The sequence below is a fragment of the Aminobacter sp. NyZ550 genome (assembly GCF_025628925.2).
GTDB lineage: Bacteria > Pseudomonadota > Alphaproteobacteria > Rhizobiales > Rhizobiaceae > Aminobacter > Aminobacter ciceronei.
Genome location: NZ_CP114190.1, coordinates 2,971,161 through 2,992,560, shown reverse-complemented (window position 1 = coordinate 2,992,560; position 21,400 = coordinate 2,971,161). Strand labels below are relative to the sequence as shown.

At 63.3% G+C, this 21,400-nt stretch carries 22 protein-coding genes; 6 read left to right on the top strand and 16 right to left on the bottom strand.

What is annotated here, in order from left to right; all coding sequences use genetic code 11:
- Window positions 1-36: 36 nt before the first annotated feature.
- From N7E70_RS14685 to N7E70_RS14660, 6 genes are all read right to left on the bottom strand, one after another.
- The gene (locus N7E70_RS14685; protein ID WP_067961175.1) at window positions 37-456 is read right to left on the bottom strand and encodes a YbaN family protein; all 420 of its coding nucleotides are present in this window, start codon (window positions 454-456) and stop codon (window positions 37-39) included.
- Window positions 457-483: 27 nt separating this feature from the next.
- The gene (locus N7E70_RS14680; RefSeq protein ID WP_154383954.1) at window positions 484-1,626 is read right to left on the bottom strand and encodes an alpha-hydroxy acid oxidase; all 1,143 of its coding nucleotides are present in this window, start codon (window positions 1,624-1,626) and stop codon (window positions 484-486) included.
- Window positions 1,627-1,734: 108 nt separating this feature from the next.
- Window positions 1,735-2,088: a VOC family protein gene (locus tag N7E70_RS14675; RefSeq protein ID WP_263006773.1), complete on the bottom strand. Its 354-nt coding sequence runs from the start codon at window positions 2,086-2,088 to the stop codon at window positions 1,735-1,737.
- Window positions 2,089-2,158: 70 nt separating this feature from the next.
- Complete coding sequence (locus N7E70_RS14670; protein WP_067961167.1) at window positions 2,159-2,956, bottom strand: FAD binding domain-containing protein; 798 nt, start codon at window positions 2,954-2,956, stop codon at window positions 2,159-2,161.
- 12 nt (window positions 2,957-2,968) lie between these two features.
- Window positions 2,969-5,320 (bottom strand): xanthine dehydrogenase family protein molybdopterin-binding subunit, encoded by a 2,352-nt coding sequence (locus N7E70_RS14665; protein ID WP_067961162.1) that lies wholly within the window; start codon window positions 5,318-5,320, stop codon window positions 2,969-2,971.
- Between the two features lie 103 nt (window positions 5,321-5,423).
- Complete coding sequence (locus N7E70_RS14660) at window positions 5,424-5,924, bottom strand: (2Fe-2S)-binding protein (RefSeq protein ID WP_067961159.1); 501 nt, start codon at window positions 5,922-5,924, stop codon at window positions 5,424-5,426.
- 296 nt (window positions 5,925-6,220) lie between these two features.
- Between N7E70_RS14660 and N7E70_RS14655 the strand changes: the two genes are divergently transcribed.
- Window positions 6,221-6,916 carry a fumarylacetoacetate hydrolase family protein gene (locus N7E70_RS14655; RefSeq protein WP_263006772.1) on the top strand — a complete coding sequence of 232 codons (696 nt, stop codon included), beginning with the start codon at window positions 6,221-6,223 and terminating at the stop codon, window positions 6,914-6,916.
- 15 nt (window positions 6,917-6,931) lie between these two features.
- Here the strand turns inward: N7E70_RS14655 and N7E70_RS14650 are convergent, their stop codons facing one another.
- The 4 genes from N7E70_RS14650 to N7E70_RS14635 form a co-directional block, all read right to left on the bottom strand.
- Window positions 6,932-7,435, bottom strand: coding sequence for a MaoC family dehydratase (locus N7E70_RS14650; protein WP_192315824.1), 504 nt, complete (start codon window positions 7,433-7,435; stop codon window positions 6,932-6,934).
- 70 nt (window positions 7,436-7,505) lie between these two features.
- Window positions 7,506-9,014 carry an ATP-binding protein gene (locus N7E70_RS14645; RefSeq protein ID WP_067961151.1) on the bottom strand — a complete coding sequence of 503 codons (1,509 nt, stop codon included), beginning with the start codon at window positions 9,012-9,014 and terminating at the stop codon, window positions 7,506-7,508.
- Between the two features lie 221 nt (window positions 9,015-9,235).
- Entirely contained in the window at window positions 9,236-9,667 is a 432-nt protein-coding gene (locus N7E70_RS14640) for a phasin family protein (RefSeq protein WP_067961147.1), read from the bottom strand.
- Window positions 9,668-9,738: 71 nt separating this feature from the next.
- Window positions 9,739-11,043, bottom strand: coding sequence for a DUF445 domain-containing protein (locus N7E70_RS14635; protein ID WP_371818566.1), 1,305 nt, complete (start codon window positions 11,041-11,043; stop codon window positions 9,739-9,741).
- Between the two features lie 170 nt (window positions 11,044-11,213).
- On the opposite strand from N7E70_RS14635, the gene N7E70_RS14630 reads away from it, so the two are divergent.
- Genes N7E70_RS14630 through N7E70_RS14620 form a run of 3 tightly spaced genes read left to right on the top strand, consistent with a single transcriptional unit; the run spans window position 11,214 to window position 13,522 of the window.
- A complete protein-coding gene (locus N7E70_RS14630; RefSeq protein WP_154383950.1) occupies window positions 11,214-11,642 on the top strand; it encodes a hypothetical protein in 429 nt (142 codons plus the stop codon).
- A gap of 44 nt (window positions 11,643-11,686) precedes the next feature.
- Complete coding sequence (locus N7E70_RS14625) at window positions 11,687-12,298, top strand: TetR/AcrR family transcriptional regulator (protein ID WP_154383949.1); 612 nt, start codon at window positions 11,687-11,689, stop codon at window positions 12,296-12,298.
- A gap of 54 nt (window positions 12,299-12,352) precedes the next feature.
- Window positions 12,353-13,522 carry a hypothetical protein gene (locus N7E70_RS14620; protein WP_263006771.1) on the top strand — a complete coding sequence of 390 codons (1,170 nt, stop codon included), beginning with the start codon at window positions 12,353-12,355 and terminating at the stop codon, window positions 13,520-13,522.
- A gap of 61 nt (window positions 13,523-13,583) precedes the next feature.
- Here N7E70_RS14620 and N7E70_RS14615 read toward each other — a convergent pair whose 3' ends face one another.
- Complete coding sequence (locus N7E70_RS14615) at window positions 13,584-14,150, bottom strand: GNAT family N-acetyltransferase (protein ID WP_067961137.1); 567 nt, start codon at window positions 14,148-14,150, stop codon at window positions 13,584-13,586.
- Window positions 14,151-14,381: 231 nt separating this feature from the next.
- Here N7E70_RS14615 and rirA point away from each other — a divergent pair, with 231 nt between their 5' ends.
- Entirely contained in the window at window positions 14,382-14,843 is a 462-nt protein-coding gene (gene rirA, locus N7E70_RS14610) for an iron-responsive transcriptional regulator RirA (RefSeq protein ID WP_067961133.1), read from the top strand.
- A gap of 25 nt (window positions 14,844-14,868) precedes the next feature.
- Here the strand turns inward: rirA and N7E70_RS14605 are convergent, their stop codons facing one another.
- Genes N7E70_RS14605 through hemP form a run of 5 tightly spaced genes read right to left on the bottom strand, consistent with a single transcriptional unit; the run spans window position 14,869 to window position 19,001 of the window.
- The gene (locus N7E70_RS14605; protein WP_067961130.1) at window positions 14,869-15,660 is read right to left on the bottom strand and encodes a heme ABC transporter ATP-binding protein; all 792 of its coding nucleotides are present in this window, start codon (window positions 15,658-15,660) and stop codon (window positions 14,869-14,871) included.
- A 22-nt stretch (window positions 15,661-15,682) separates the two neighbouring features.
- Window positions 15,683-16,792 carry a FecCD family ABC transporter permease gene (locus N7E70_RS14600; RefSeq protein WP_263006770.1) on the bottom strand — a complete coding sequence of 370 codons (1,110 nt, stop codon included), beginning with the start codon at window positions 16,790-16,792 and terminating at the stop codon, window positions 15,683-15,685.
- Window positions 16,793-16,802: 10 nt separating this feature from the next.
- A complete protein-coding gene (locus N7E70_RS14595; protein ID WP_263006769.1) occupies window positions 16,803-17,708 on the bottom strand; it encodes a heme/hemin ABC transporter substrate-binding protein in 906 nt (301 codons plus the stop codon).
- A gap of 5 nt (window positions 17,709-17,713) precedes the next feature.
- Window positions 17,714-18,766: a hemin-degrading factor gene (locus N7E70_RS14590; RefSeq protein WP_182573385.1), complete on the bottom strand. Its 1,053-nt coding sequence runs from the start codon at window positions 18,764-18,766 to the stop codon at window positions 17,714-17,716.
- A gap of 10 nt (window positions 18,767-18,776) precedes the next feature.
- Window positions 18,777-19,001 (bottom strand): hemin uptake protein HemP, encoded by a 225-nt coding sequence (gene hemP / locus N7E70_RS14585; protein ID WP_263006768.1) that lies wholly within the window; start codon window positions 18,999-19,001, stop codon window positions 18,777-18,779.
- A gap of 254 nt (window positions 19,002-19,255) precedes the next feature.
- Here hemP and N7E70_RS14580 point away from each other — a divergent pair, with 254 nt between their 5' ends.
- Window positions 19,256-21,373 carry a TonB-dependent hemoglobin/transferrin/lactoferrin family receptor gene (locus N7E70_RS14580; RefSeq protein WP_263006767.1) on the top strand — a complete coding sequence of 706 codons (2,118 nt, stop codon included), beginning with the start codon at window positions 19,256-19,258 and terminating at the stop codon, window positions 21,371-21,373.
- The last annotated feature ends 27 nt before the right edge of the window (window positions 21,374-21,400 follow it).

Here is a 21,400-nt window from a genome sequence, read left to right as displayed (position 1 = left end):
GGTCCCGCCCAAAAGGCGGCGCGACAGCCTCGGACGTCAGCCGTCCGCTTGGCTTGGTTTGGGCTCGGGCCGCGTGCCGACATAAACGGCGCCTGCGACAAAGATCAGTGACACGCCGACCGCCACCCACGGACCAGGCTTGCTCAACCAGAACAGGCCGTAGCCGAGGGCCATGCCTGTCCAGGCCATGATCTTGGCCCGGCGCGGGATGGCACCCTGTTCGCGCCAGGCGCGTAAGGGCGGGCCGAAAGTCGCATGGCCGAGCAGCCATCCCTCGAAGCGCGGCGACGAGCGACCAAAGCACCAGGCAGCCAGGATAATGAAGATCGTGGTCGGCATGACGGGCAAGAAGGCGCCGACAATGCCGAGCGCCAGCATCAGCAGACCGAGCGCGAAATAGACGCCGCGCTTGGCGCTCGAACTCATCGCACCAGCGCGTCGCAAAAGCTGCTTCATCGCGTCGCCGCCAGCCCAGCCGAACCCTCAGCGCCGGACGATGATACGGCTGTCGACGTCCTTGATGTCGCGCAGGCCGCAGAAGGCCATGGTGATATCGAGCTCCTTGCGGATAATGTCGAGGCACGCGGTCACGCCCGCCTCGCCGCCGGCACCGAGGCCATAGAGGAACGAGCGGCCGATGAACACGCCCTTGGCGCCAAGGGCCACGGCCTTGAGCACGTCCTGGCCGGAGCGGATGCCGCCATCCATCAGCACCTCGATGCGGTCGCCGACAGCGTCGACGATGCCGGGCAGCGCCGAGATCGAGGAAACCGCGCCGTCGAGCTGGCGGCCGCCATGGTTGGAGACGATCAGCGCGTCGGCGCCGCTTGCCACGGCCTTCTCGGCGTCTTCGGCATCGAGGATTCCCTTGAGGATCAGCTTGCCGCCCCACTGCTCCTTGATCCACTTCACGTCGTCCCAACTGAGCGCCGGGTCGAACTGTTCGGCGGTCCATGACGACAGCGACCGCAGATCGGTGACGCCCTTGGCGTGACCGGCGATATTGCGGAAGGTGCGCCGGTTGGTGCGCAGCATGTTGAGGCACCAGCGCGGCTTGGTCGCCAGATTGATGATGTTGGCAACCGTCATGCGCGGCGGCGTCGACAGGCCGTTGACGATGTCCTTGTGGCGCTGGCCGAGAATCTGCAGGTCGAGCGTCAGCACCAGGGCCGAGCATCTGGCAGCCTTGGCGCGACGGATCAGGTTCGAGACGAATTCGCGGTCGCGCATCACATAGAGCTGGAACCAGAATGGCTTCGACGTATTTTCGGCGATGTCTTCGATGGAGCAGATGCTCATCGTCGACAGCGTGAACGGAATGCCGGCCTTCTCTGCAGCGCGTGCGCCATGAATCTCACCGTCGGCATGCTGCATGCCGGTTAGGCCGGTCGGCGCGATCGCCACCGGCATCGACACCGTCTCGCCGGCCATCGTCGTTTCAAGCGTACGGTCGCGCATGTCGACGGCAACGCGCTGGCGCAGCTTGATCGGCACGAAGTCGCTCTCATTCTCGCGATAGGTGCTCTCGGTCCAAGAGCCGGAATCGCAATAGTCGTAGAACATGCGCGGCACCCGGCGCTTGGCGATGGCTCGAAGATCGGCGATCGAGGTAATCGGACGCGCCATTCCACTATGCTCCAGGATGCTGATGACCGGCGGCATGTAAGCCGCCTTCGCGACCGATGCCAAGGCCTGACCGGCAAGATGTCTGTCCGGAAATCGCAGACTTTCGTTCTATGCCCGGTGTTCGAGGATGTTGACGATGTTGCCGAACGGGTCGCGGACAAAAAACCGCCTGACGCCCCAGGGCTCATCGGCAAGATCGTAGACGATCTCAAGGCGCGCGGCCTTCACCCTGTCATGGAGCTCATCGACATTGTCGACCTCGATCGAAAGCAGCGGTACAGGCGTACCCGCCCCACCCTCGCTGGCAACGCCGAGTTGCGGTGTCATCGTGCCGCCGGTGCCGAAGGTCAGGATCCAGCCGTGATCCATGAGAATGTCGAGCCCGAGCAGGTCGCCGTAGAATGCTTGTGCCGCCCTGGGCTCCGCTGCGTGGAGATTGGCGACGATGCGACGAACGGCCATGTCGTGTTTCCTTTCTGACGTCAAAAGGGGCCCGGAGGCCCCTCTCGGCATTTTTTGCGTTTGCTGGCCCTCAGGCGTTGGCGGCCATGACCGCACGTTTGGCCATCACCACCACCAGGTTGGCGCGATACTCCGGTGTGGCATGGATGTCACCCATCAGGCTGCCTGACGGAACCGTCACCCCCTCCAGCGCCGATGCCTCGAACTTCCTGGTCAGCGCCGCCTCGATCTCCTTGGAGCGGAACACGCCATCGTCGCCTGCCCCGGTGACTGCCGCACGCACGCCATCCTTGCCCTTGGTCACGAACACGCCGGTCATGGCATAACGCGACGCCGGGTTCGGGAACTTGGCGTAGCCCGACCTGGCCGGCGCGGTGAAGGTGACGGCGGTGACGATCTCGTCGTCCTTGAGCGCTGTTTCGAACAGGCCCTTGAAGAATTTGTCGGCGGCGATCTGGCGCTTGTTGGTGACGATGGTCGCGCCCAGCGCCAGCAGCGCCGAGGGGTAGTCGGCCGCCGGATCGTTGTTGGCGACCGACCCGCCGATGGTGCCGCGATGCCGGACGGCGGGATCGCCGATGTGGCTGGCGAGATGCGACAAGGCCGGGCAGACCTTTTTCAGCTTCTCGTCATTGGCGACGTCGAAATGCGTCGTCGCCGCACCGATGGTGACGTTCTTGCCCGAGACCTTGATGCCCTTGAGGTCGGCGATGTGGTTCAGGTCGACCAAGTCCGAGGGGGCTGCGAGCCGTGTCTTCATCGCCGGGATCAGCGTCATGCCGCCGGCGAGATATTTGGCGTCACCGCTCTTGATCTTCTTGGCGGCGTCCGCGACCGAGGTGGCGCGATGATAGTTGACGGAATACATGGTGCGTCCTCCTCAGTGCTTCGTGCCGGCGCGCAATGCGGCCCAGACCTTGCCCGGCGTCGCCGGCATGGTCAGGTTGTCGTGGCCGAGCGCATCGGTGATGGCGTTGATGACCGCCGGCGGCGAACCGATGGCGCCGGCCTCGCCGCAGCCCTTGATGCCGAGCGGATTGCTCGGACAGGGCGTGTTCGACGTCGATATCTGGAACGACGGCAGATCGTCGGCACGCGGCATGGTGTAGTCCATGTAGCTTGCCGTCAGAAGCTGGCCGCTGGCGTCATAGACAGCGCCTTCCAGCAGCGCCTGGCCGACGCCCTGGGCGATGCCGCCATGCACCTGCCCTTCGACGATCATCGGATTGATGATGTTGCCGAAATCGTCGGCAGCGACGAACTGGACGATATCGGTCTTGCCGGTCTCGGGATCGATCTCGACCTCGCAGATGTAGCAGCCGGCCGGGAAGGTGAAGTTCGACGGATCGTAGAATGCCGTCTCCTTCAGGCCGGGCTCCATGCCTTGCGGCAGGTTGTGTGCGGTATAGGCGGCAAGCGCCATCTGGAACCACGGCACATTCTTGTCGGTGCCGGCGACCTTGAGCTGGCCGTTCTCGATGACGATGTCACCCTCGTCGGCCTCGAGCAGATGTGCTGCGATCTTCTTGGCCTTGGCCTCGACCTTGTCGAGCGCCTTGACGATCGCCGACATGCCGACTGCGCCCGAGCGCGAGCCATAGGTGCCCATGCCCATCTGCACCTTGTCAGTGTCGCCATGGACGATGGAGACACTGTCGAGCGGCACGCCGAAGCGTGAGTTGACGAGCTGGGCGAAGGTCGTCTCATGGCCCTGGCCGTGGCTGTGCGAGCCGGTCAGAACCTCGATGGTCCCGACGGCATTGACCCGCACCTCGGCGGATTCCCACAGGCCGACACCTGCGCCGAGCGACCCCACCGCCGCCGACGGCGCAATGCCGCAGGCCTCGATGTAGCAGCTCATGCCGATGCCGCGCAGCTTGCCTTTCTTGGCCGCCGCAGCCTTGCGCTTGGCAAAGCCGGCATAGTCGGCCTGCTTCATCGCAGCGTCGAGCGAGGCGCCATAATTGCCGGCGTCGTAGCACATGATGACGGGCGTCTGGTGCGGGAACTGGGTGATGAAGTTGGTTCGCCTGAGTTCGGCCGGCGACACGCCGAGCTCGCGCGCGGCAATCTCCATGGTGCGCTCGAGCACGAAGGTGGCTTCAGGCCGGCCTGCCCCGCGATAGGCATCGACCGGTGCGGTGTTGGTATAGACGGTGCGCACATTGCCGTAGATCGCCGGGATGTTGTACTGGCCCGACAGCAGGGTGGCGTAGAGATAGGTCGGCGTCGCCGAGGAAAATAGCGACATGTAGGCGCCGAGATTGGCGACCGTGTCGACTTTCAGCCCAACGATCCTGTTGTTCTTGTCGAAACCCATCTCGACAGTGGTGTGATGGTCGCGGCCATGGGCGTCGGTGAGGAAACTCTCGGTGCGATCGGCCACCCACTTGACCGGCACGCCGGTCCGCTTCGAGGCCCACAGGCAGACGATTTCCTCGGGATAGATGTAGATCTTCGAGCCGAAGCCGCCGCCGACGTCGGGTGCGATGACACGCAGCTTGTTTTCCGGCGCGACGTTGTAGAACGCGCTCATTACCAGTCGGGCGACATGCGGGTTCTGCGAGGTCGTCCAGCAGGTGTAGTGATCCTCGGCCTTGTCGTAGTGGCCAAGGGCCGCGCGCGGCTCCATCGCATTCGGAACCAGCCGGTTGTTGACGATGTTGAGCCGGGTGATGTGGGCAGCCGACTTGAGGGCGGCGTCGGTCGCAGCTTCGTCGCCGATGCCCCAGTCGAAGATCAGGTTGCCGTCGGCTTCGGGATGAAGCTGCGGCGCGCCCTTGGCGAGCGCATCGACCGCATCGGCAACCGATTTGCGTTCCTTGTAGGTGATTTCGACAGCTTCGGCGGCGTCGCGCGCCTGGCCCTTGGTGTCGGCCACCACCACCACGACGGCATCACCGACATAGCGCACCCGGTCGACCGCCAGCGGCGACCACGCACCCATCTTCATCGGCGAACCATCTTTGGAATGGATCATCCAACCACAGATCAGGTTGCCGATGCCGTCGGCCTTGAGCTGCTTGCCGGTCAGCACGCCGATGACACCCGGCATCGCCTCGGCCTTTTTGGTGTCGATCTTCTTGATGTCGGCATGGGCGTGCGGGCTGCGCACGAATGCTGCGTGTTTCATGCCCGGCACGACCATGTCGTCGACATAACGTCCGGCGCCTGTGATGAATCTCTTGTCTTCCTTGCGCGCAACCCGCGCGCCGATGCCTTCGATTCCCATTTCAGTTCCTCCCGAACTCAAAAAGCAGATGGCGAATGGTGGCTATGGAAGGAGACCGCGACGGCGTAAGGGACCATGTCCCTGCGCCCTTCGCTCCCCGCCCCTATGCCGCCTTTTTCGCCTTGCTCTTGGACGCCTTCGACATCGTTTTCGAAGCGGCGAGGATCGCCTTGACGATGTTGTGGTAACCTGTGCAGCGGCAGATGTTGCCTTCGAGCTCCGCGCGCACGGTCGCCTCGTCGAGGCCTTCGGGATGCCTGCGGATCATGTCGGTCGCCGTCATGATCATGCCCGGCGTGCAAAAGCCGCACTGCAGGCCATGATGTTCCTTGAACGCCGCCTGGACGGGATGAAGGTCGGCGCCATTGGCGAGGCCTTCGATGGTGGTAACGGTCGAACCCGAGGCCTGTACCGCAAGCATCGAGCAGGACTTCATCGCCTTGCCGTCAACGTGGACGACGCAGGCACCGCATTGCGACGTATCGCAACCGACATGCGTTCCGGTCAGCCCCAAATGCTCACGCAGGAAATGAACGAGAAGCGTGCGGTCCTCCACCGCGCCGCTGACCTTTCGGCCATTCACGACCAAAGATACCTCCGACATGAAACCTCCCATGTTGCCGCGACCGGCCAGGCAGACCCCGCACCAGTCAGGTGAGCAAATCCTATCTGTGCAAATGCAGGCTGCAAGCGCCTTTTTGGATCCAGACACGCAATGCGTGCATGCCAGCGCAGAAAAGACGCCTGATCGCGGCCGCTTCGACTTCAGCCAACTTGCAGCTCAGCCAGCAACAGCCACTTCCCAGGCTGCAGATTGCAAGTGGCCAGACTGCAGATTGCAAGTGGAATGCGCGCGCGGATCGTGCCAAAAGCCGTCATCACGTTTGCGGGAGGCCCTGCTTGGTCAACTTCGTCATCTCTCCGCCCGAGCCAGCTTCGGTCGCCATTTCAGGATCTTCGCACCGGTTTCCGGTACGGCGCATCTTCTGCGTCGGCCGCAACTACGCAGCGCATGCCCGCGAAATGGGCAAGGATCCCGATCGCGAGCCGCCGTTCTTCTTCGGCAAGCCGGCAGATTCTGTCGTCGACAGCGGCACGACGATCCCCTACCCGCCGCTGACCGGCGACCTGCACCACGAGATCGAGCTTGTCGTCGCCATCGCCAAGGGCGGATCGAACATCGCCGCGGCCGACGCGCTCGACCACGTCTGGGGCTACGGCGTCGGCATCGACTTGACCCGCCGCGACCTGCAGGACGCCGCCAAGAAACTCGGTCGCCCCTGGGACTGGGGCAAGGGTTTCGACCGCTCGGCACCATGCGGACCGCTGGTGTCGGTGTCCGACATCGGCCACCCCGACAAAGGCCGGGTGTGGCTCGCCGTCAATGGCGAAACCAGGCAGCAAGGCGACCTCTCCGAACTGATCTGGTCGGTCCCCGAAGTGATCGCCATCTGCAGTGAATCGATGGAACTGAAGGCCGGCGACCTGATCTACACCGGCACGCCGGCGGGCGTCGGCGCGGTCAAGCCAGGAGACCGCATGACAGGCGGTGTCGACGGCGTCGGCGAGATCGAGATCTCGATCGCTGCACGGTAACTGGCGGGCGGCGGCTCAGGCCGTCGCCTTCTTGCGCTTTTCGTAGAGCATGACGAGCGTTTCGGCGACGAGCGCCGGCTTGTCCTCGCCTTCGATCTCGATGGTGTTTTCGGCCTTGAGCAGATATTGGCCCGGGCCCTTGTCGTCCATCGACATCAGTACGGTGCGCAGGCGCACCCGCGAGCCGACCTTCACCGGCGAGATGAAACGCACTTTGTCGAGGCCATAGTTGAAGGCAGCAAGCGTATTCTCGGGCACCACGCCGATTTCCTGGACCAGCGCGCCAATCAGCGACAATGTCAGGAAGCCATGCGCCACCGTGGTGCGGAACGGACTGCGCCGCTTCGCCCTTTCGGGATCGACGTGGATCCACTGGCGGTCGCCGGTGCAGTCGGCAAAGGCATCGATGCGGCTCTGGTCGACAAGCACCCAATCGGAAACGCCGAGTTCCTGCCCGATATTTTCGCGCAATTCCTCATAGGTCTCGATGGGCTTCCGCACGCTTCCCTCTCCTGACATAAGCTGGCCAAGTGGGCGTTGGGGACCATAAACGAGGCGCGTTTGTCAACCTCCAAGCGCAGCGGAAAGGCTATTCCGCAGCCTCGCGCTCGGGCAGATCGTCGGTTCTCTCGGGGTCGCCGGGGGCTGTTTCGCAGCCGAGTTCGGGGAACGCCACCGAGCGCTTGCCGTGGAAATCGGTGCGCACGACAACCAGCCCCTGCTCCTCGAAATAGGTCAGCAGCCGCCGCGCCCGGCGCGCCGAATGGCTGCCATAGGCATGCGCGATCGCAGCGTCGGATGGGCAAGGCGCGCCTTTGACCGCTGCCTGGGCAACGATCAGGAACACCGCCTGCAGATCCTCGGGAAGTGTCACGGACATGCCGAGGGCCTGTTGCCAGGTATCGCTCGACGCGGTTTCTTCATCGATGCCCGAACGCGCCACCGCGTAGCGGCGGCGGAACATCGACAGCGGCGGCGGCTCGCCCTGCATCCGCTTGATGCGGCAGCGGACGAGAAAATCCTGGTACAGCACGGCGTCCGTACGGAACGCCGCGTCGGGATCCTCGACCATCTCGCGCACGATGGTATCGATCAGGGCCTCGCGCTCGGCTTCATCGAACAGCGGGAAGATCGGCTCGGCAACGGGCGCCGAGGCCTCGGCGCGCACCTGGGAAAGCTGGGCGATGATGTCGGCCGTGGGCGTCGGCGCAGGCGGCGCCGTGCGCCGGACCGTCTGGCGCGTTTCCAGCGGCGCCGGCGCAAAGATAAGGTCGCGCGTGTCTTCGCTGGCGTCGGGCAGTGGCATCAGCTTGGGGCTGACCGAACGTGCCGAGGTCTCGACCGGGCCGATGGCGACCGGCAGCGGCCGGCGCGACATCGCCGGTCCAAGCGCGATGAAATTGCCGCGCGCCAGATCGCGGAACATTTCGGCCTGGCGCCGCTCCATGCCGAGCAGGTCGGCGGCGCGCGCCATGTCGATGTCGAGGAAGGTGCGGCCCATCAGGAAGTTGGACGCCTCGGCGGCGACGTTCTTGGCGAGCTTGGCCAGGCGCTGGGTGGCGATGACGCCGGCCAGGCCGCGCTTGCGGCCGCGGCACATCAGGTTGGTCATCGCGCCAAGCGAGATCTTGCGGGCTTCGTCGGAGACCTCGCCGGCGATGGCCGGCGCAAACAGCTGCGCCTCGTCGACCACGACCAGAACCGGGTACCAGAAATCACGCTCGGCATCGAACATGCCGTTCAGGAACGCTGCGGCACCACGCATCTGCTGCTCGACGTCGAGTCCCTCGAGATTGAGCACGACCGATACGCGATGCTGGCGGATTCGGCCGGCAATGCGGGTCAGTTCGGCTTCGGTGCGCTGGGCATCGACGACGACATGTCCGAACTTGTCGGCGAGCGTGACGAAATCACCCTCGGGGTCGATGACGCACTGCTGCACCCACGGCGCGCTCTGTTCGAGCAGGCGACGCAACAGATGCGACTTTCCCGAGCCCGAATTGCCTTGAACCAGCAAACGGGTCGCCAACAGTTCTTCGAGATCAACCTGAGCCTTCGTCCCCCCGGACGCCGCCCCCATCTCGATGCCTACCTTCATCCTCTACCCCAGTTGAACCCTGCTGCGCCGGTCCGCGAGTCCGTATCGATTCGCGGAAGCCACAATAGCCGGATTCAAAGTGTTAAAGCGTCTTTGTGCGCCCGGACGGACGCACCACGCTCCGATGGTGATCGCCCTTCAATAGCATCCGATCGCGGGCAATGCGCGAGCCCTCTCGCGAAACCCACAAGAGAGCTGAGGTCAGGACTGGATCGGCACGGCTACTTCTTCTTGTCGAAGCTGTCGCGGATTTCCTCGATCGATTCATGGATGCGGCTGCGCAGGATATCGACGGATTCCGTGCCCGACTTGCGTACGATGGAGGCTACCTCGCCGGCATTCTTGACGGCAGCCTCGAATGAGCGCTTGGCGAAGTCGGCCTGCCTGGAAATCAGCTCCTGCGGGTTGCCTGGCGCCCGAAGCCCCTGGGCGGCCTCGGTGATCTCATGCAAGGCTTCCTGCAGCATCTCGCGCTGCTTCGCCACCAGCGACGAGGCTCCGGAGGCCGTCGCCTTGACCGATTGTTCCAGCGCTTCGAGATTCTTGCGGTGATGGCCGATGATCGTGTCGACATCGACCGCGGGCATCTTCAGGTCGCGCCCGAATTTCGAAAACATGTCCATGAAGGATTCCGGTTCCGGCTTCTTCGCCATGGCTCGCTCCCGTTTGGCTCCGGGCGTCCCCCGGAGGTCGCAAGGTCAGCATAGACGAGCAAGGCGGCCGGTCAATTCGCAAGCACCAGCAACTCGAGTGAATACAGCGCGAGGCCGGCAAGACCACCGATCAGCATGCCGTTGAAGCGGATATATTGCAGGTCGCGGCCGATGTTGATCTCGATCAGCCGGGTCAGCTGGCCGAGATCCCAGCGCTTGACCTGTTCGGAGATGAAACCGGAAACACCGCTTTTCTGGCTTTCGACGAACGAGGCGAGTGCCACGACGAAACCGGCATTCATGTCGGCGCGGATATGGGGGTCGCGCGCCAGGTTCTGGCCGACTTCGACGAACAGGCTGGTCAGGTGCCTTCGCGTCATCGAATTGGGCGACGCGACATCCTGCTCGATGAAACCGCGCATGCTTTTCCAGACATCCTGCGCCAGCCCGCGCAATTCCGGTCGGGCGAGGAAGTTGCGCTTCAGCTGCTCGGCGCGCTTGGCATAGTCAGGCGAATGGCGAAGCTGGTCGATGAAACCGTGGACGAACTGGTCAAACTCGCCGCGCAGCGGATGGTCGGGATCGCCCCTGACATCTTCAAGCAGCGTCGCTGCCGACGCCACGATCCGCTTGAGCAGATAGGCATCGGCCCGGAACAGATTGAACACCGACGGCAGCTCTTCCCTGATCTTCTCGCGCAGCACGGTCAGAGCCTGCTCGTCGCTGAGGAAATTGCCGATGATCTTGGTGAACTCGTCGAGCAGGCGCTGGTGGCGGCGATCTTCGGTGAAGGCTGTCAACAGCTCCGCCACCAGCGGTGCGACCTCGACCTTGCCGATGCGCTCCAACATACGCCGCGTCGCGAAATCCCGCAGGCCCGAGCCTTCGATCGCCTGCAGCATCTGCGGCACCAGCCGGCCGACAAAAACCGACAGCCCCTCCGCTCTTTGGCGGTCCGACAGCCAATCGGCGACGAGCGCTGCGAAATCCACTTCCTTGAGCTTCTGCCGCACCGGCTCCGGCGCCAGGAAGTTGGATTCGATGAAACGGCCGAGATTGTCGGCGATCCGGTTTTGATTGGATGGAATGATTGCCGTATGCGGGATCGGCAGGCCGAGCGGCCGCTTGAACAGCGCCACCACGGCATACCAGTCGGCGAGGCCGCCGATCGTCGCCGCCTCGGCAAAGGCGGCGACAAAACCGAGCCACGGCCAGCGCCCCTGCAGCGACTTGGCGAGGGCAAAGATAGCAACGCAGACAACCAGTGCGCCGGTTGCGATGAACTTTGTCCGCCGCAGGGCGGACAGTTTTGCCGCCTCGTCGGCACTCAAGGCGCGCAAGGCCGTGGGCATGGCGTCGCCGTTTGCTGCAACCATTCCAGGTCCGTCCTTGCTCATTTCCCGCCCTCGCCCGTGGCAGCCAGGCCGACGCGACAAACATGTCCCATGCCGGTCAGATATCGAGACGGCGCGCCCGATTACAACCCTTCCGGCAAATCAGATGTCCTCCTCTTGAATAAACAGAGCAAGCGGTTTATTATTAACCAATGCGCCCGATCCCGATTGTCCGACGCACCAACGCCATACGCCTCAAGGCCAGGCTGGTAGCTTTCGCCCGGCGTCATCCGTGGCTCCACGCGTCACGCCACGTGATACTGGCCACGACAGAAGTGCTGGCCGGCATATTGGGCGTCGGTGCGATTTTCGCCTTGCTGATCCCGAACATCGACTGGTCGTGGATCCCCTGGCCAAGCCTCGACCTGTCGTGGATGCGCGGCTTCTGGCCGGAGTGGCTGACTTTGCGCAGGCTTTGGCCCTCATGGCTGCATGTCGATCTGCCGGACTGGCTTAAGCACGTGCTTGCCTGCATGAAGTGGGTCGTCCCGATTATGGCAGCGATTGTCGTAAGCTTCACTGAAATCAAGCGCCGGCGCCGCCGCAAGACCTCACGCCAGTGGCAGTCGCAGGATGAATGAGCCGATGAACAAAAGCATCCGCATCTCGCTCACGGGAGCTGCCCATGCGCACGGTTGACCCCGCAAAGCACGAGGCGAAGCGCCGCCATATCCTTGCCGCAGCCGCCGAGTGCTTCGCCACCAAGGGGTTTGAAAGCACGCGCACTGCCGACATCTGCGCTTCGGCAGGCATGAGTTCGGGCAACCTGTTTCACTACTTCCCCTCCAAGCAGGCGATCTTCTTGGCGATCTTCGAACAGGACGGGCGCGACAATGCCGCCCTGTTCGAGCAGGCAGCGACCGCCCACGATGCGCTCGAGGCGCTTTTGGGTTTCGCCGAATTCATGGTCGCGCAGACAGATTACCCGCATCTGGCAGGACTGATGCTCGAGGTGATCGCCAACGCAAAACGCGACGCGGAGTTCGCCGCCCTGCTCGACCGCAACGACCGCGCAAACCGCGACGGCGTGACGATGCTGCTGAGACGGGCAGCTGAGGCCGGCCAGATCGACCCGACGCTCGATCCAGTGGCGACCGCCAACTGGATCATGGTGCTGATCGAGGGGGCATTCGTGCGCTCCTGGGCCGACGCCGGCTTCCAGCCCTACAGAGAAAAAGCCAGCTTGCGGCGCATCATCATCCGCTTCCTGGCACCTGGAGCCGACACCGCGAGCTGACTGGGAGCCGACCAGGGATCGGCGACACAGGCTGAACAATGATGGAGATTGAATATGGCGAACGAAACCGTTCCGGCCAACAGGACAACTGCATCTGGACGCCGGCAGATCATCAAGGGCGGCGCAGCGATCACCGCCGGCCTGGCGCTGGTTTCTGTCGGCCTGAGCCGGGCCAAGGCGACCGGGACTTCAAGAGCTACGGCACCGGACAGCCGCAAGCCTTTGAGCCTATGCGGCATAGTCTACGACACGGGCACCAACTACTGGCCGGGCCAGCTGTCGCGGCAGATCTGGAACCGGGCAGTGGTGCAGGAGGAAATGCGCGTCATTCGCGCCCAGCTTCTCTGCAACGCGATCAGTATTTCTGGCACCAACATCCAGCGGCTCGAACAGGCTGCGACGGCAGCTTTCGGCCAGGGGCTTCAGGTATGGATGCAGCCGCGGCTGTTCGACGCCAGCAGGCAGGACATGCTGACCTATCTCGGCGAGATCGCAACGATGGCCGAGACACTTGGGCAGCGCCACGGAAAACTCGTCCTCAATGTCGGCTGCGAGCTTTCAATGTTCACCCAAGGCTTCGTCGAGGGCGGCAACTTCCAGGAGCGCATGGCGACGCTGCAATCCTCTCCGGTTCCGCTGTTTCCTGACATCAACAAGGCGCTCGGCGAGCACCTGGCTCAGGCAAGTGAGATTGCCCGCAAGCACTTCAAGGGTGAGATCACCTACAGCCCGATCCCCTGGGAGGACGTCGACTGGAAGCTGTTCGACATCGTATCGGCCAACTACTACCGCGACGCCGACAACCGCTCGACCTATGTGGAGGGCCTGCGCGAGCTGCGGCGCCACGGCAAGCCGGTGGTCATCACCGAATTCGGCTGCAGCACCTTCGAAGGGGCCGAACAGCGTGGCGGAATGGGTTTCGACATCATCGACTTTGAGCAGGACCCGCCGCGGATCAAGGACGGTCATGTCAGGAGCGAGCAAACGCAGGCAACCGAGATAGGCAACCTGCTGCGCCTCTATAAGGAAGAAGAGATCGACGGGGCCTTCGTCTACCAATTCCTGTCGGAGGGTGAAGTGCATTCGCCCGATGCGCGCTACGACCTCGACATGGCCAGCCACGCCATCGTCAAATGTCACGGCATCGATCTCGCCAGAGGCAAGATCCGCTGGGAGCCAAAGCTGGCCTTCCACGACATCGCAAGGATTTATGGGCAGTCGTGAGCAGATCTTCCGACCCGCTCGGATGCAGTCAGGTAAGTGACGCTGCTCACCGAGACATGTGTCAGGCAGCAATCGCCTTGCCGGCACCGCGCCTGCCGAGAACGGCGGACGCGCGCCAATCGGCATCAAGGCCTGCCGCGCCGTCGAGTTCGATGATGCCGTTGGTTTCGCCCTGCTGGAAGCTGAGCTTGGCATCGAAACGCCGGGCCAGGGCCTTCATGGCGCTGTTGTTGGCGTGCGTCGTCACCTGCAGCCTGAGGTAGCCGAGCCCCCTCGCCTGGGCAACGAGGCGCTGGAACAACCGTCCGCCGATGCCCCGGTTCTGGATCTTGTGCTCGACGCTGAAGGCAATTTCGGCCGTCGGCTCGCTCTCTTCGGCGCGTTCGTGCAGCTCGGCGGCGGCAAGTACCTTGTCGCCCTCGACATAGCCGATGACCGTCGCCCCCTCGCGGAAGCTGCGCTCGGCATAGGCTTGGAGAAAGCCGTCATGGGTCAGGCCGTTGAAGCGGTCGCGCCGGCTCTGGTCGTCAAGTCTCAGCAGATGTTCGGCAAAGCGGGGCAGATCGGACGGCCGCAACTGACGGATGACGCCCGTCAATGGCCTTTGTGTGCGTATGATCTGTTCCATGTCGCAGTCCTCATGGGTTCCTCCCTGAGTCTCCAACTCCCGACATCGCTAATATTGTGCAGCGCAGCATCAAAATCAACCGTTTTGACCTTTACGTAAATGCAAGGCTGCTATGCGCCACAAATATGACTATCTCCGTCATATATAATTTGAAACCCTGTCTGGAATTGTTCTAAGGTATGGGCCATATTAGCCGGACTCGCGGACTCAACGCAGAGCAAGGAACACGCAATGCGCCTCACACGCCAGACCAACTACGCCATGCGCATCCTGATGTATTGCGCGGCCAATGAAGGACGGCTGAGCCGCGTTCCTGAAATCGCCGCTGCCTATACGGTGTCGGAACTGTTCCTGTTCAAAATCCTGCAGCCGCTGGTCGAAGCCAAGCTGGTGGAGACGGTGCGTGGCCGCAACGGCGGCGTGCGCCTTGCCAAGCCGGCCGACCAGATCTCGCTCTTCGACGTCGTCCGCGTCACCGAAGAGAGCTTCGCCATGGCCGAGTGCTTCGAGAACGATGCCGCCGAGTGCCCGCTTGTCGACAGCTGCGGCCTGAATTCCGCCCTGCGCGAAGCGCTCAACGCCTTCTTCGAAGTGCTGGCGCGCTACACCATCGCCGATCTGGTCGCTGCACGTCCCAACATGCGCGACCTGCTCGGGCTGCACTTCCCCGAGCCCAGCGCCCTGGCCAGCTGACACGCCCTGGCCAAGTGCAAAGGCTTCAGGCCACGGCCGATTGCGGCAGCACGAACGGAATATCCCCCTGAGGCAGCGCACCGACGCGCAGCCGGCAGCCGAACACCTTTTCGATCAGACCATCGGTGAGCACGACCTGCGGGGCACCCGCGGCCGCAAGCTTGCCGCGATGCATGACGCAGATCTGGTCGGCATACATCGCCGTCAGATTGAGGTCGTGCAGGATCGCGACAACGCCGCCGCCGCGCCGCGCGAAATCGCGGGCGATGTTCATGATGATCAGCTGGTGCTTGATGTCGAGGCTCGACACCGGCTCGTCGAGGAACAGATAGCGCGGCTGCCCGTCCAGCACCGGCGCCCACACCTGGCACAAGACGCGGGCAAGCTGCACGCGCTGCTGTTCGCCGCCTGAAAGCTCCTGATAGAAGCGTCCGGCAAAGCCTTCGAGATCGACCCGGGCCAGCGCCCGCTCCGGCAGCCGGTCGTCCTCGCCCGCCAATGCGCCTGAGCGGCCGCCCGTCACGCCAAGCTTGACGATCTCGCGCACCGTGAAGGGAAATGACAGCGCCGTCGACTGCGGCAGCACCGCACGGATGCTTGCCGCTTCCCATGGCTTCAGCTTCACTGCGTCGCGCCCATTGAGCGATACCTGGCCCGAATAGGCCAGTTCGCCCGTCAGCGCTCTCAGGAAGGTCGTCTTGCCGGAACCATTGGGTCCGACGATCGCTGCCAGTTCACCCGGACGTACGGTGAAATCCACATCGCTGACGATGCGCGTGCTGCCGATCGACACCGAAACCTGGCGTGCTTCGATCATGAGTACCTCACAGTTCGCCGCATCAAAGATCGACGACGCCGCGCTTGCGCAGCAATATCCACAGGAAGAACGGGCCACCGACGGCGGCGGTGACGATGCCGATCGGCAACTCGGCGGGTGCCACGATGGTGCGGCTCACCGCGTCCGCCAGCAGCAGCAGGCATGCGCCCAGAAGCGCCGACGCCGGCAAGAGGTAGCGGTTGTCGGGTCCGATCGCCAGACGCAGCAGATGCGGCACGACGATGCCGACAAAGCCGATGCCGCCGCTGACCGCCACCGATGCGCCGATCGCCGCCGAAACCGCAACGATCGCGACATATTTCAGCCGCTGGACCGGAACGCCGAGATGGCTTGCCGTCGCCTCGCCCAAGGCAAGTGCATTCAGCCCCTTGGCCATGAAAGGCGTCGTCGCCAGGGCCAGGACGATGATCGGGCCGGCACCCGCGATCTTCAGCCAGGTCGCGCCGGCCAGCGAGCCGAGCTGCCAGAATGTCAGGTCGCGCAATTGCCTGTCGTCGGCGATGTAGACCAGCACCCCGGTCAGGGCCATGGCCATCGCGCCCAGCGCGATGCCGGCCAAAAGCATGGTGGCGATCGAGGTGCGCCCCTGCCGCGTGGCGACATTGTAGAGGATGATGGTGGTGAGCAGGCCACCGCCAAATGCCGCGAATGGCAGCGCGTAGCTGCCGAGCAGCGCCGTGAACGGTCCAAGCACGGTCGCGCCCAGCACGATCACCGAGACAGCGCCAAGGCCCGCGCCTGCCGATACACCGACCAGGCCGGGATCGGCCAGCGGATTGCGGAACAGGCCCTGCATGACCGCGCCCGATACGGCAAGCGCTGCGCCCACCAGCATGCCCAGCACGATGCGCGGCAGGCGAATGTCGTAGACGATGACGCTGTCGCGCATCGACAACGCCTCATTGCCCGGCGTCGCGCCGAACAGCCAGCTGCGAACGAGCCCAAGCGCCGAGGCGTCGGATGCGCCCCATGTCAGGCTGAACAGCGCCGTTGCGGCCAGCGCCAGGGCAAGCAGGCCGATGACCAGCAAAGCACGAGCGGAGCGGTCGCCGTCGACACGGCGACCTCTCTCCTGCACGCCGGCGCCGCCGGCGATCGTTTCATCCACCACTGTCCTGGCCTTACTTCTTGACGGCGTCGCCATAGAGCGCAACGGCGAGGTCCTTGATCGCAGCTGCCGTGCGCGGGCCGAAGCCGAGCAGATAGGCGCCGTCCATGCGGATAACTCGCCTGGCCTGACCGGCCGGCGTCGAGGCGATAGCTGGATGGGCGAACAGCTCGTCGTCGGGGACTGCGGTGCCGCCGCCACGATCCATCATCAGGATCACATCGGGCCTGGCGGTGATCGCCGCCTCGTCGGTGAGCTGCTTGTAGCCAGGGTAGCCTTCGACCGCATTGACGGCACCGGCCAGCGCGATGATGCCGTCGGCAGCGGTATGGTTGCCGGACGCCAGGATTTTGCCGCCCTGCATGCTGAGGATGAACAGCACGCGTTTGCGCTCGCCTTGCGCAATGTCCTTGGTCAGCGCCTCGGCTTCCGACAGCTGCTTGCCGACGTCGGCGGCAAGCGCATCGGCCTTGGCGTCGGCGCCGAGCGCTTTGCCGACGACACGGATCTTCTGGAGGATGCCGTCGTGGCTGAAGCCTTCAGGCACCTGGATGTAGGGAACGCTCGCCTTCTTGAGGACGTCGATCGCTTCCTTCGGCCCACTGCCTTCGAGCGCCAGGATGCCGGTCGGATTGACCGACAAGACGCCTTCTGGCGACAGCGCCCTCATGTAGCCGACGTCGGGCAGCTTGAAGACTGCTTCCGGATAGACGCTGGTCGAGTCGCGGGCAACCAGTGCCTTCTCTTCGCCGAGCGCATAGACGATCTCGGTGATCGAACCGCCGACGGAAGCGACGCGGGCGCGGTCAGGGAAAACAGTGGCGCCCTCGACCGCCAAGGCGGCGGTCCCGGTTGCCAGAAGCAACGACAGGCCTAGTGCGGCTGAGCGAAGCAGCCGTTGGGGTGTCGACATCATCATGCTCCTCAGGCCGCGTTCTGCTGCGCAACAGGCAGCGCTTCGACCAGCTCGCGCCAATCCCCGCGCTCGTCGTGGCCTTCCTTACGCTTGCCGAAGAACTGGATGATCATCTCGCCATTGGCGTCATAGGCCTCGACCGAGGTGACATGGCCATCCTTGGTCGGCTTGCGAACCGCCCAGAGTTCCTGGACGTGATCGGTTCGGAGATGCAGGTGGAACGTCTCGTCCATCACGTTGAGCCACGGGCCCATCGGCTTGATGTTCTGGACCGAGCCGGAATGGATCTGGATGCAGCCATGGTTGCCGACGAAGCACATGATCAGCTGGCCGCTTGCCGCAGCCTTGTCGAAGACGGCCGGCAGCGCGCCATGTTCCAGCTTCCAGGCATAGTCCTGGCCGACCATGCGCATGGCCTGCTGGCGGCCGAGCTTGAGCGACTTCAGCATGCCGAAGAACTCATGCGTGTCGGTCAGCTTGCTCCAGCGGTCGCGCAACTCCTCAACACCGGTCGACGTCTCCTCGTCCGGCGACTTCACCACTGAAGGAACCGTCACGATCGACGGGTCCTGATTGTCGCTGATCAAGGTTTCGACCAGCTTCTGATATGCGTAGAGGTTGGAAGCCGGACGCAGGTGGATCTTGTGCACCGCCGTGCCGGCGGCGTCGAAGAACTGCAGGCTGCGGCGGATGTCGTCGCCGTCACGCTTTTCGACGGCGAAGCCGTGAACCCAGGCCCTCGGAAAGATCCTGAGATCGATCTGTTCGCCGAGCACCATTGCGGCCTGGGTGCCGGGCACGACCTTGTCGTAGATGCCGATCTTTTCATGGACCGCGCTTTCGTTGCGGGTCAGGGCCATGACTTCGCCGACGGCCTCGATGCCGGCGAGCAGATCATTGACGCGCGGTTCGATGCGAACGACACCCTCGCCGCAATGTGCAGCCACCAGCTCGGCCTCGGAAATGCCGAGCTGGCTGGCGAGATCGCGCTCGCGCATCTTGGGGTTGTCAGTTCGCGCCCGCCTGATTTCGTGTGGGTTGGGCCTTACGCGCTGGTCCATTTGAAAACACCTACTTGTTGAGAATGAGCTTGCCCTGACGGGTAATCTTCAGGCGGTAGAGAGCGCCGCCATGGTCGATGCCGATCTCGAAATCACCGAGAAACAGCGACTCGCTGGTCAATGTTCTGACAGCGAGGGAACCGGCGATCGGACGCGCCGCAACCTGGCCTTCAGGCCGGCGGTATCCGCGCCGGAATTGGCCAGAACGGAAATGGTTCGGATTGTGCGAATTCATCTCATTCCACTCCTTCATCCGTCCGCCGCGCCGGAAAAGCCCGGACGAGGCCCTCATGCTTGAATCTATTAGTTGACTCGAACATTCATGTTTATTAGTCAGTGCAATACCGGAGTGATCAAGTCAAGATTTAAGACGCAGCCGGCGAGCGAAAAATTGCTGGCGAGCGAAAAGCAAGCCAGCACGAGACATTTTTGGAGTGGGACATGGGGCTAGTTGGTCGGAATAAGGCAGCTCTGCTGGGCGGAGCGGCAATGGCGGTGTTCGTGGGCGCGCATGCGGCTCACGCGCAGGAAGCCAAAACCACTGAGCAGGACAAGAAGCCGCGAGTCACCGTCCTGCAACGTCTCGTCGTCAGCGCCGGCGTCGCCAAGGTCGCCATCGATACGCCGCAGGCGGTGACCGTCGTGGAGCAGGAAGATATTGACCGCCTTCAGCCCGAGACGATCGGCGAAATCATCCGGGCGACGCCCGGCGTCAACGTGACGGGCTCCGACAGACTGCTTGGCCAGAGCTTCAACATCCGCGGCATCGGCGCGCCGGAAAACACCGGCGACGGCGGCCGCATCATCGTCAACGTCGATGGCGCGCAGAAGTTCTACGAGCAATATCGCCTGGGATCGTTCTTCTCGGACCCGGAACTCTACAAGCGCGTCGAAGTGCTCCGCGGGCCGGCCTCCTCGACGCTCTACGGTTCGGGCGCCCTCGGCGGCGTCATCAATTTCGAGACCAAGGATGCCTCCGATTTCATCGCCGAGGGACAGACCGGTGCCCTGCGCCTGAAGAGCTCGTGGAACAGCAACGGCAATGGCTACCTGGTGAATTCCGTGCTTGCCCAGCGGCTTGGCGACAACGCCGAGTTCCTTTTGACCGGCAACTACCGCGCTTCCGACCCTTACGAATCCGGCAACGGCAAGGAAGTCATCGGTACCAATTTCAAGGCCTGGTCCGGGCTCGCCAAGGGCACGTTCAATGTCGGCGACGAGGGCAAGCTTCGGCTTTCCTACCAGCAGTGGGATTCCGCGCTCGAAGATCAGCAGCTGTCGCAGACGAGCGCCGCCGCGTTCTTTGGCCTCATCGACCGTCACATCATAGACCGCACGGCCGTGGCGTCTTACGAGAATCCGTTCTCAGATAACGACATGCTCGACGTGAAGGTGTCGGCATCATACTCCAATGCCTACAACGAGCAGCGCAACGCGGACCTGCGTAACCCGGGCCCGGGAAACCCGGGCTGCGGCACCGGCTCGTTCGCAGTCGTCTGCGACTCGAACTACGGCTATGAAACCTGGCAATTCAATGCCCAGAACACCATGGAGTGGGCTGGCGACAATTGGGAAAACCACCTGACGGTCGGTTCGCAGTCGAGCTACCAGACCCGTAAGGCCGAGGCTTTCCGCAATGATGGAACGCAGTTCCCGGTCACCTTCCATCCCCAGGGCACGGACCTCAAGACAGGTGTGTTCGTTCAGAACGAGTTCGTCTGGGACGATCGGCTGACCGTCATCCCCGGCATGCGTCTCGACTGGCACAAGCTGACGCCGGACGATGCATTGAACGCGCCGTCCAGTGACGACACCGCCTTCTCGCCAAAGATAGCCGCCCACTACAAGATCAATGACACCTTCGCTGTGTTCGGTTCCATCGCCCATACGGAGCGGTTCCCGACCATCGACGAAGTGTTCTCCACCGCAAGCTCGTCATCGACGTTCCTGCCAAGCCTTGGGCTCAGGAAAGAACAGTCGAACAATTTCGAGGCCGGTTTCGCCCTGTCCGGGTTCGACCTCGCGCAGGCTGGTGACAGCGGCCAGGTGAAAGTCACCGGCTTCTACAACGACGTGAAGGACCTTATCGCCCTGAACCGTCCCTTCCTGCCAGGATTCAACAACAAGCAGGGTTTCACCAACATCGACCAAGCCGAGATTTATGGCTTCGAGATCGAGGCGGCATACGATTCCGATTATGTTTTCGCCAATGCGGCCTATTCCTACGTGGTCGGCAAGAACAAGCTTACCGATGCCTATCTGACGACCGTGGCGCCACACGAGCTGGCGTTGACGCTCGGAGGCAAGCTGCCTGATTACGACCTTTCGTTCGGCTGGAAGGCACGCATCGTGGCCGGCCCGCAGGATGCCGCCCGCGACGGAACCTCTGCCCCGGTCAGCGATCCCACCTCGACACGCTTCGCCAAGGCCTTCAACACCCACGACATCTTCGTCACCTGGAAGCCGCAGGACGGCCAACTCGCCGGCTGGGAAGCCAATTTCGGCGTCGATAACATCTTCAACAAGCAGTACAAGGAGTTCCTGATGAACGACGATGCCAAGGGCCGGACGTTCAAGGTCTCCCTGTCCAAGCAGTTCGGGTGGTAATCGTGCGCTTTGGCGTGAACGCGTTGT

Coding starts and splice junctions, on each gene's coding strand:
- N7E70_RS14685 (WP_067961175.1), bottom strand. CDS start 456: ATGAAGCAGCTTTTGCGACGCGCTGGTGCGATGAGTTCGAGCGCCAAG.
- N7E70_RS14680 (WP_154383954.1), bottom strand. CDS start 1,626: ATGGCGCGTCCGATTACCTCGATCGCCGATCTTCGAGCCATCGCCAAG.
- N7E70_RS14675 (WP_263006773.1), bottom strand. CDS start 2,088: ATGGCCGTTCGTCGCATCGTCGCCAATCTCCACGCAGCGGAGCCCAGG.
- N7E70_RS14670 (WP_067961167.1), bottom strand. CDS start 2,956: ATGTATTCCGTCAACTATCATCGCGCCACCTCGGTCGCGGACGCCGCC.
- N7E70_RS14665 (WP_067961162.1), bottom strand. CDS start 5,320: ATGGGAATCGAAGGCATCGGCGCGCGGGTTGCGCGCAAGGAAGACAAG.
- N7E70_RS14660 (WP_067961159.1), bottom strand. CDS start 5,924: ATGTCGGAGGTATCTTTGGTCGTGAATGGCCGAAAGGTCAGCGGCGCG.
- N7E70_RS14650 (WP_192315824.1), bottom strand. CDS start 7,435: ATGTCAGGAGAGGGAAGCGTGCGGAAGCCCATCGAGACCTATGAGGAA.
- N7E70_RS14645 (WP_067961151.1), bottom strand. CDS start 9,014: ATGAAGGTAGGCATCGAGATGGGGGCGGCGTCCGGGGGGACGAAGGCT.
- N7E70_RS14640 (WP_067961147.1), bottom strand. CDS start 9,667: ATGGCGAAGAAGCCGGAACCGGAATCCTTCATGGACATGTTTTCGAAA.
- N7E70_RS14635 (WP_371818566.1), bottom strand. CDS start 11,043: ATGGTTGCAGCAAACGGCGACGCCATGCCCACGGCCTTGCGCGCCTTG.
- N7E70_RS14630 (WP_154383950.1), top strand. CDS start 11,214: ATGCGCCCGATCCCGATTGTCCGACGCACCAACGCCATACGCCTCAAG.
- N7E70_RS14625 (WP_154383949.1), top strand. CDS start 11,687: ATGCGCACGGTTGACCCCGCAAAGCACGAGGCGAAGCGCCGCCATATC.
- N7E70_RS14620 (WP_263006771.1), top strand. CDS start 12,353: ATGGCGAACGAAACCGTTCCGGCCAACAGGACAACTGCATCTGGACGC.
- N7E70_RS14615 (WP_067961137.1), bottom strand. CDS start 14,150: ATGGAACAGATCATACGCACACAAAGGCCATTGACGGGCGTCATCCGT.
- rirA (WP_067961133.1), top strand. CDS start 14,382: ATGCGCCTCACACGCCAGACCAACTACGCCATGCGCATCCTGATGTAT.
- N7E70_RS14605 (WP_067961130.1), bottom strand. CDS start 15,660: ATGATCGAAGCACGCCAGGTTTCGGTGTCGATCGGCAGCACGCGCATC.
- N7E70_RS14595 (WP_263006769.1), bottom strand. CDS start 17,708: ATGATGATGTCGACACCCCAACGGCTGCTTCGCTCAGCCGCACTAGGC.
- N7E70_RS14590 (WP_182573385.1), bottom strand. CDS start 18,766: ATGGACCAGCGCGTAAGGCCCAACCCACACGAAATCAGGCGGGCGCGA.
- hemP (WP_263006768.1), bottom strand. CDS start 19,001: ATGAATTCGCACAATCCGAACCATTTCCGTTCTGGCCAATTCCGGCGC.
- N7E70_RS14580 (WP_263006767.1), top strand. CDS start 19,256: ATGGCGGTGTTCGTGGGCGCGCATGCGGCTCACGCGCAGGAAGCCAAA.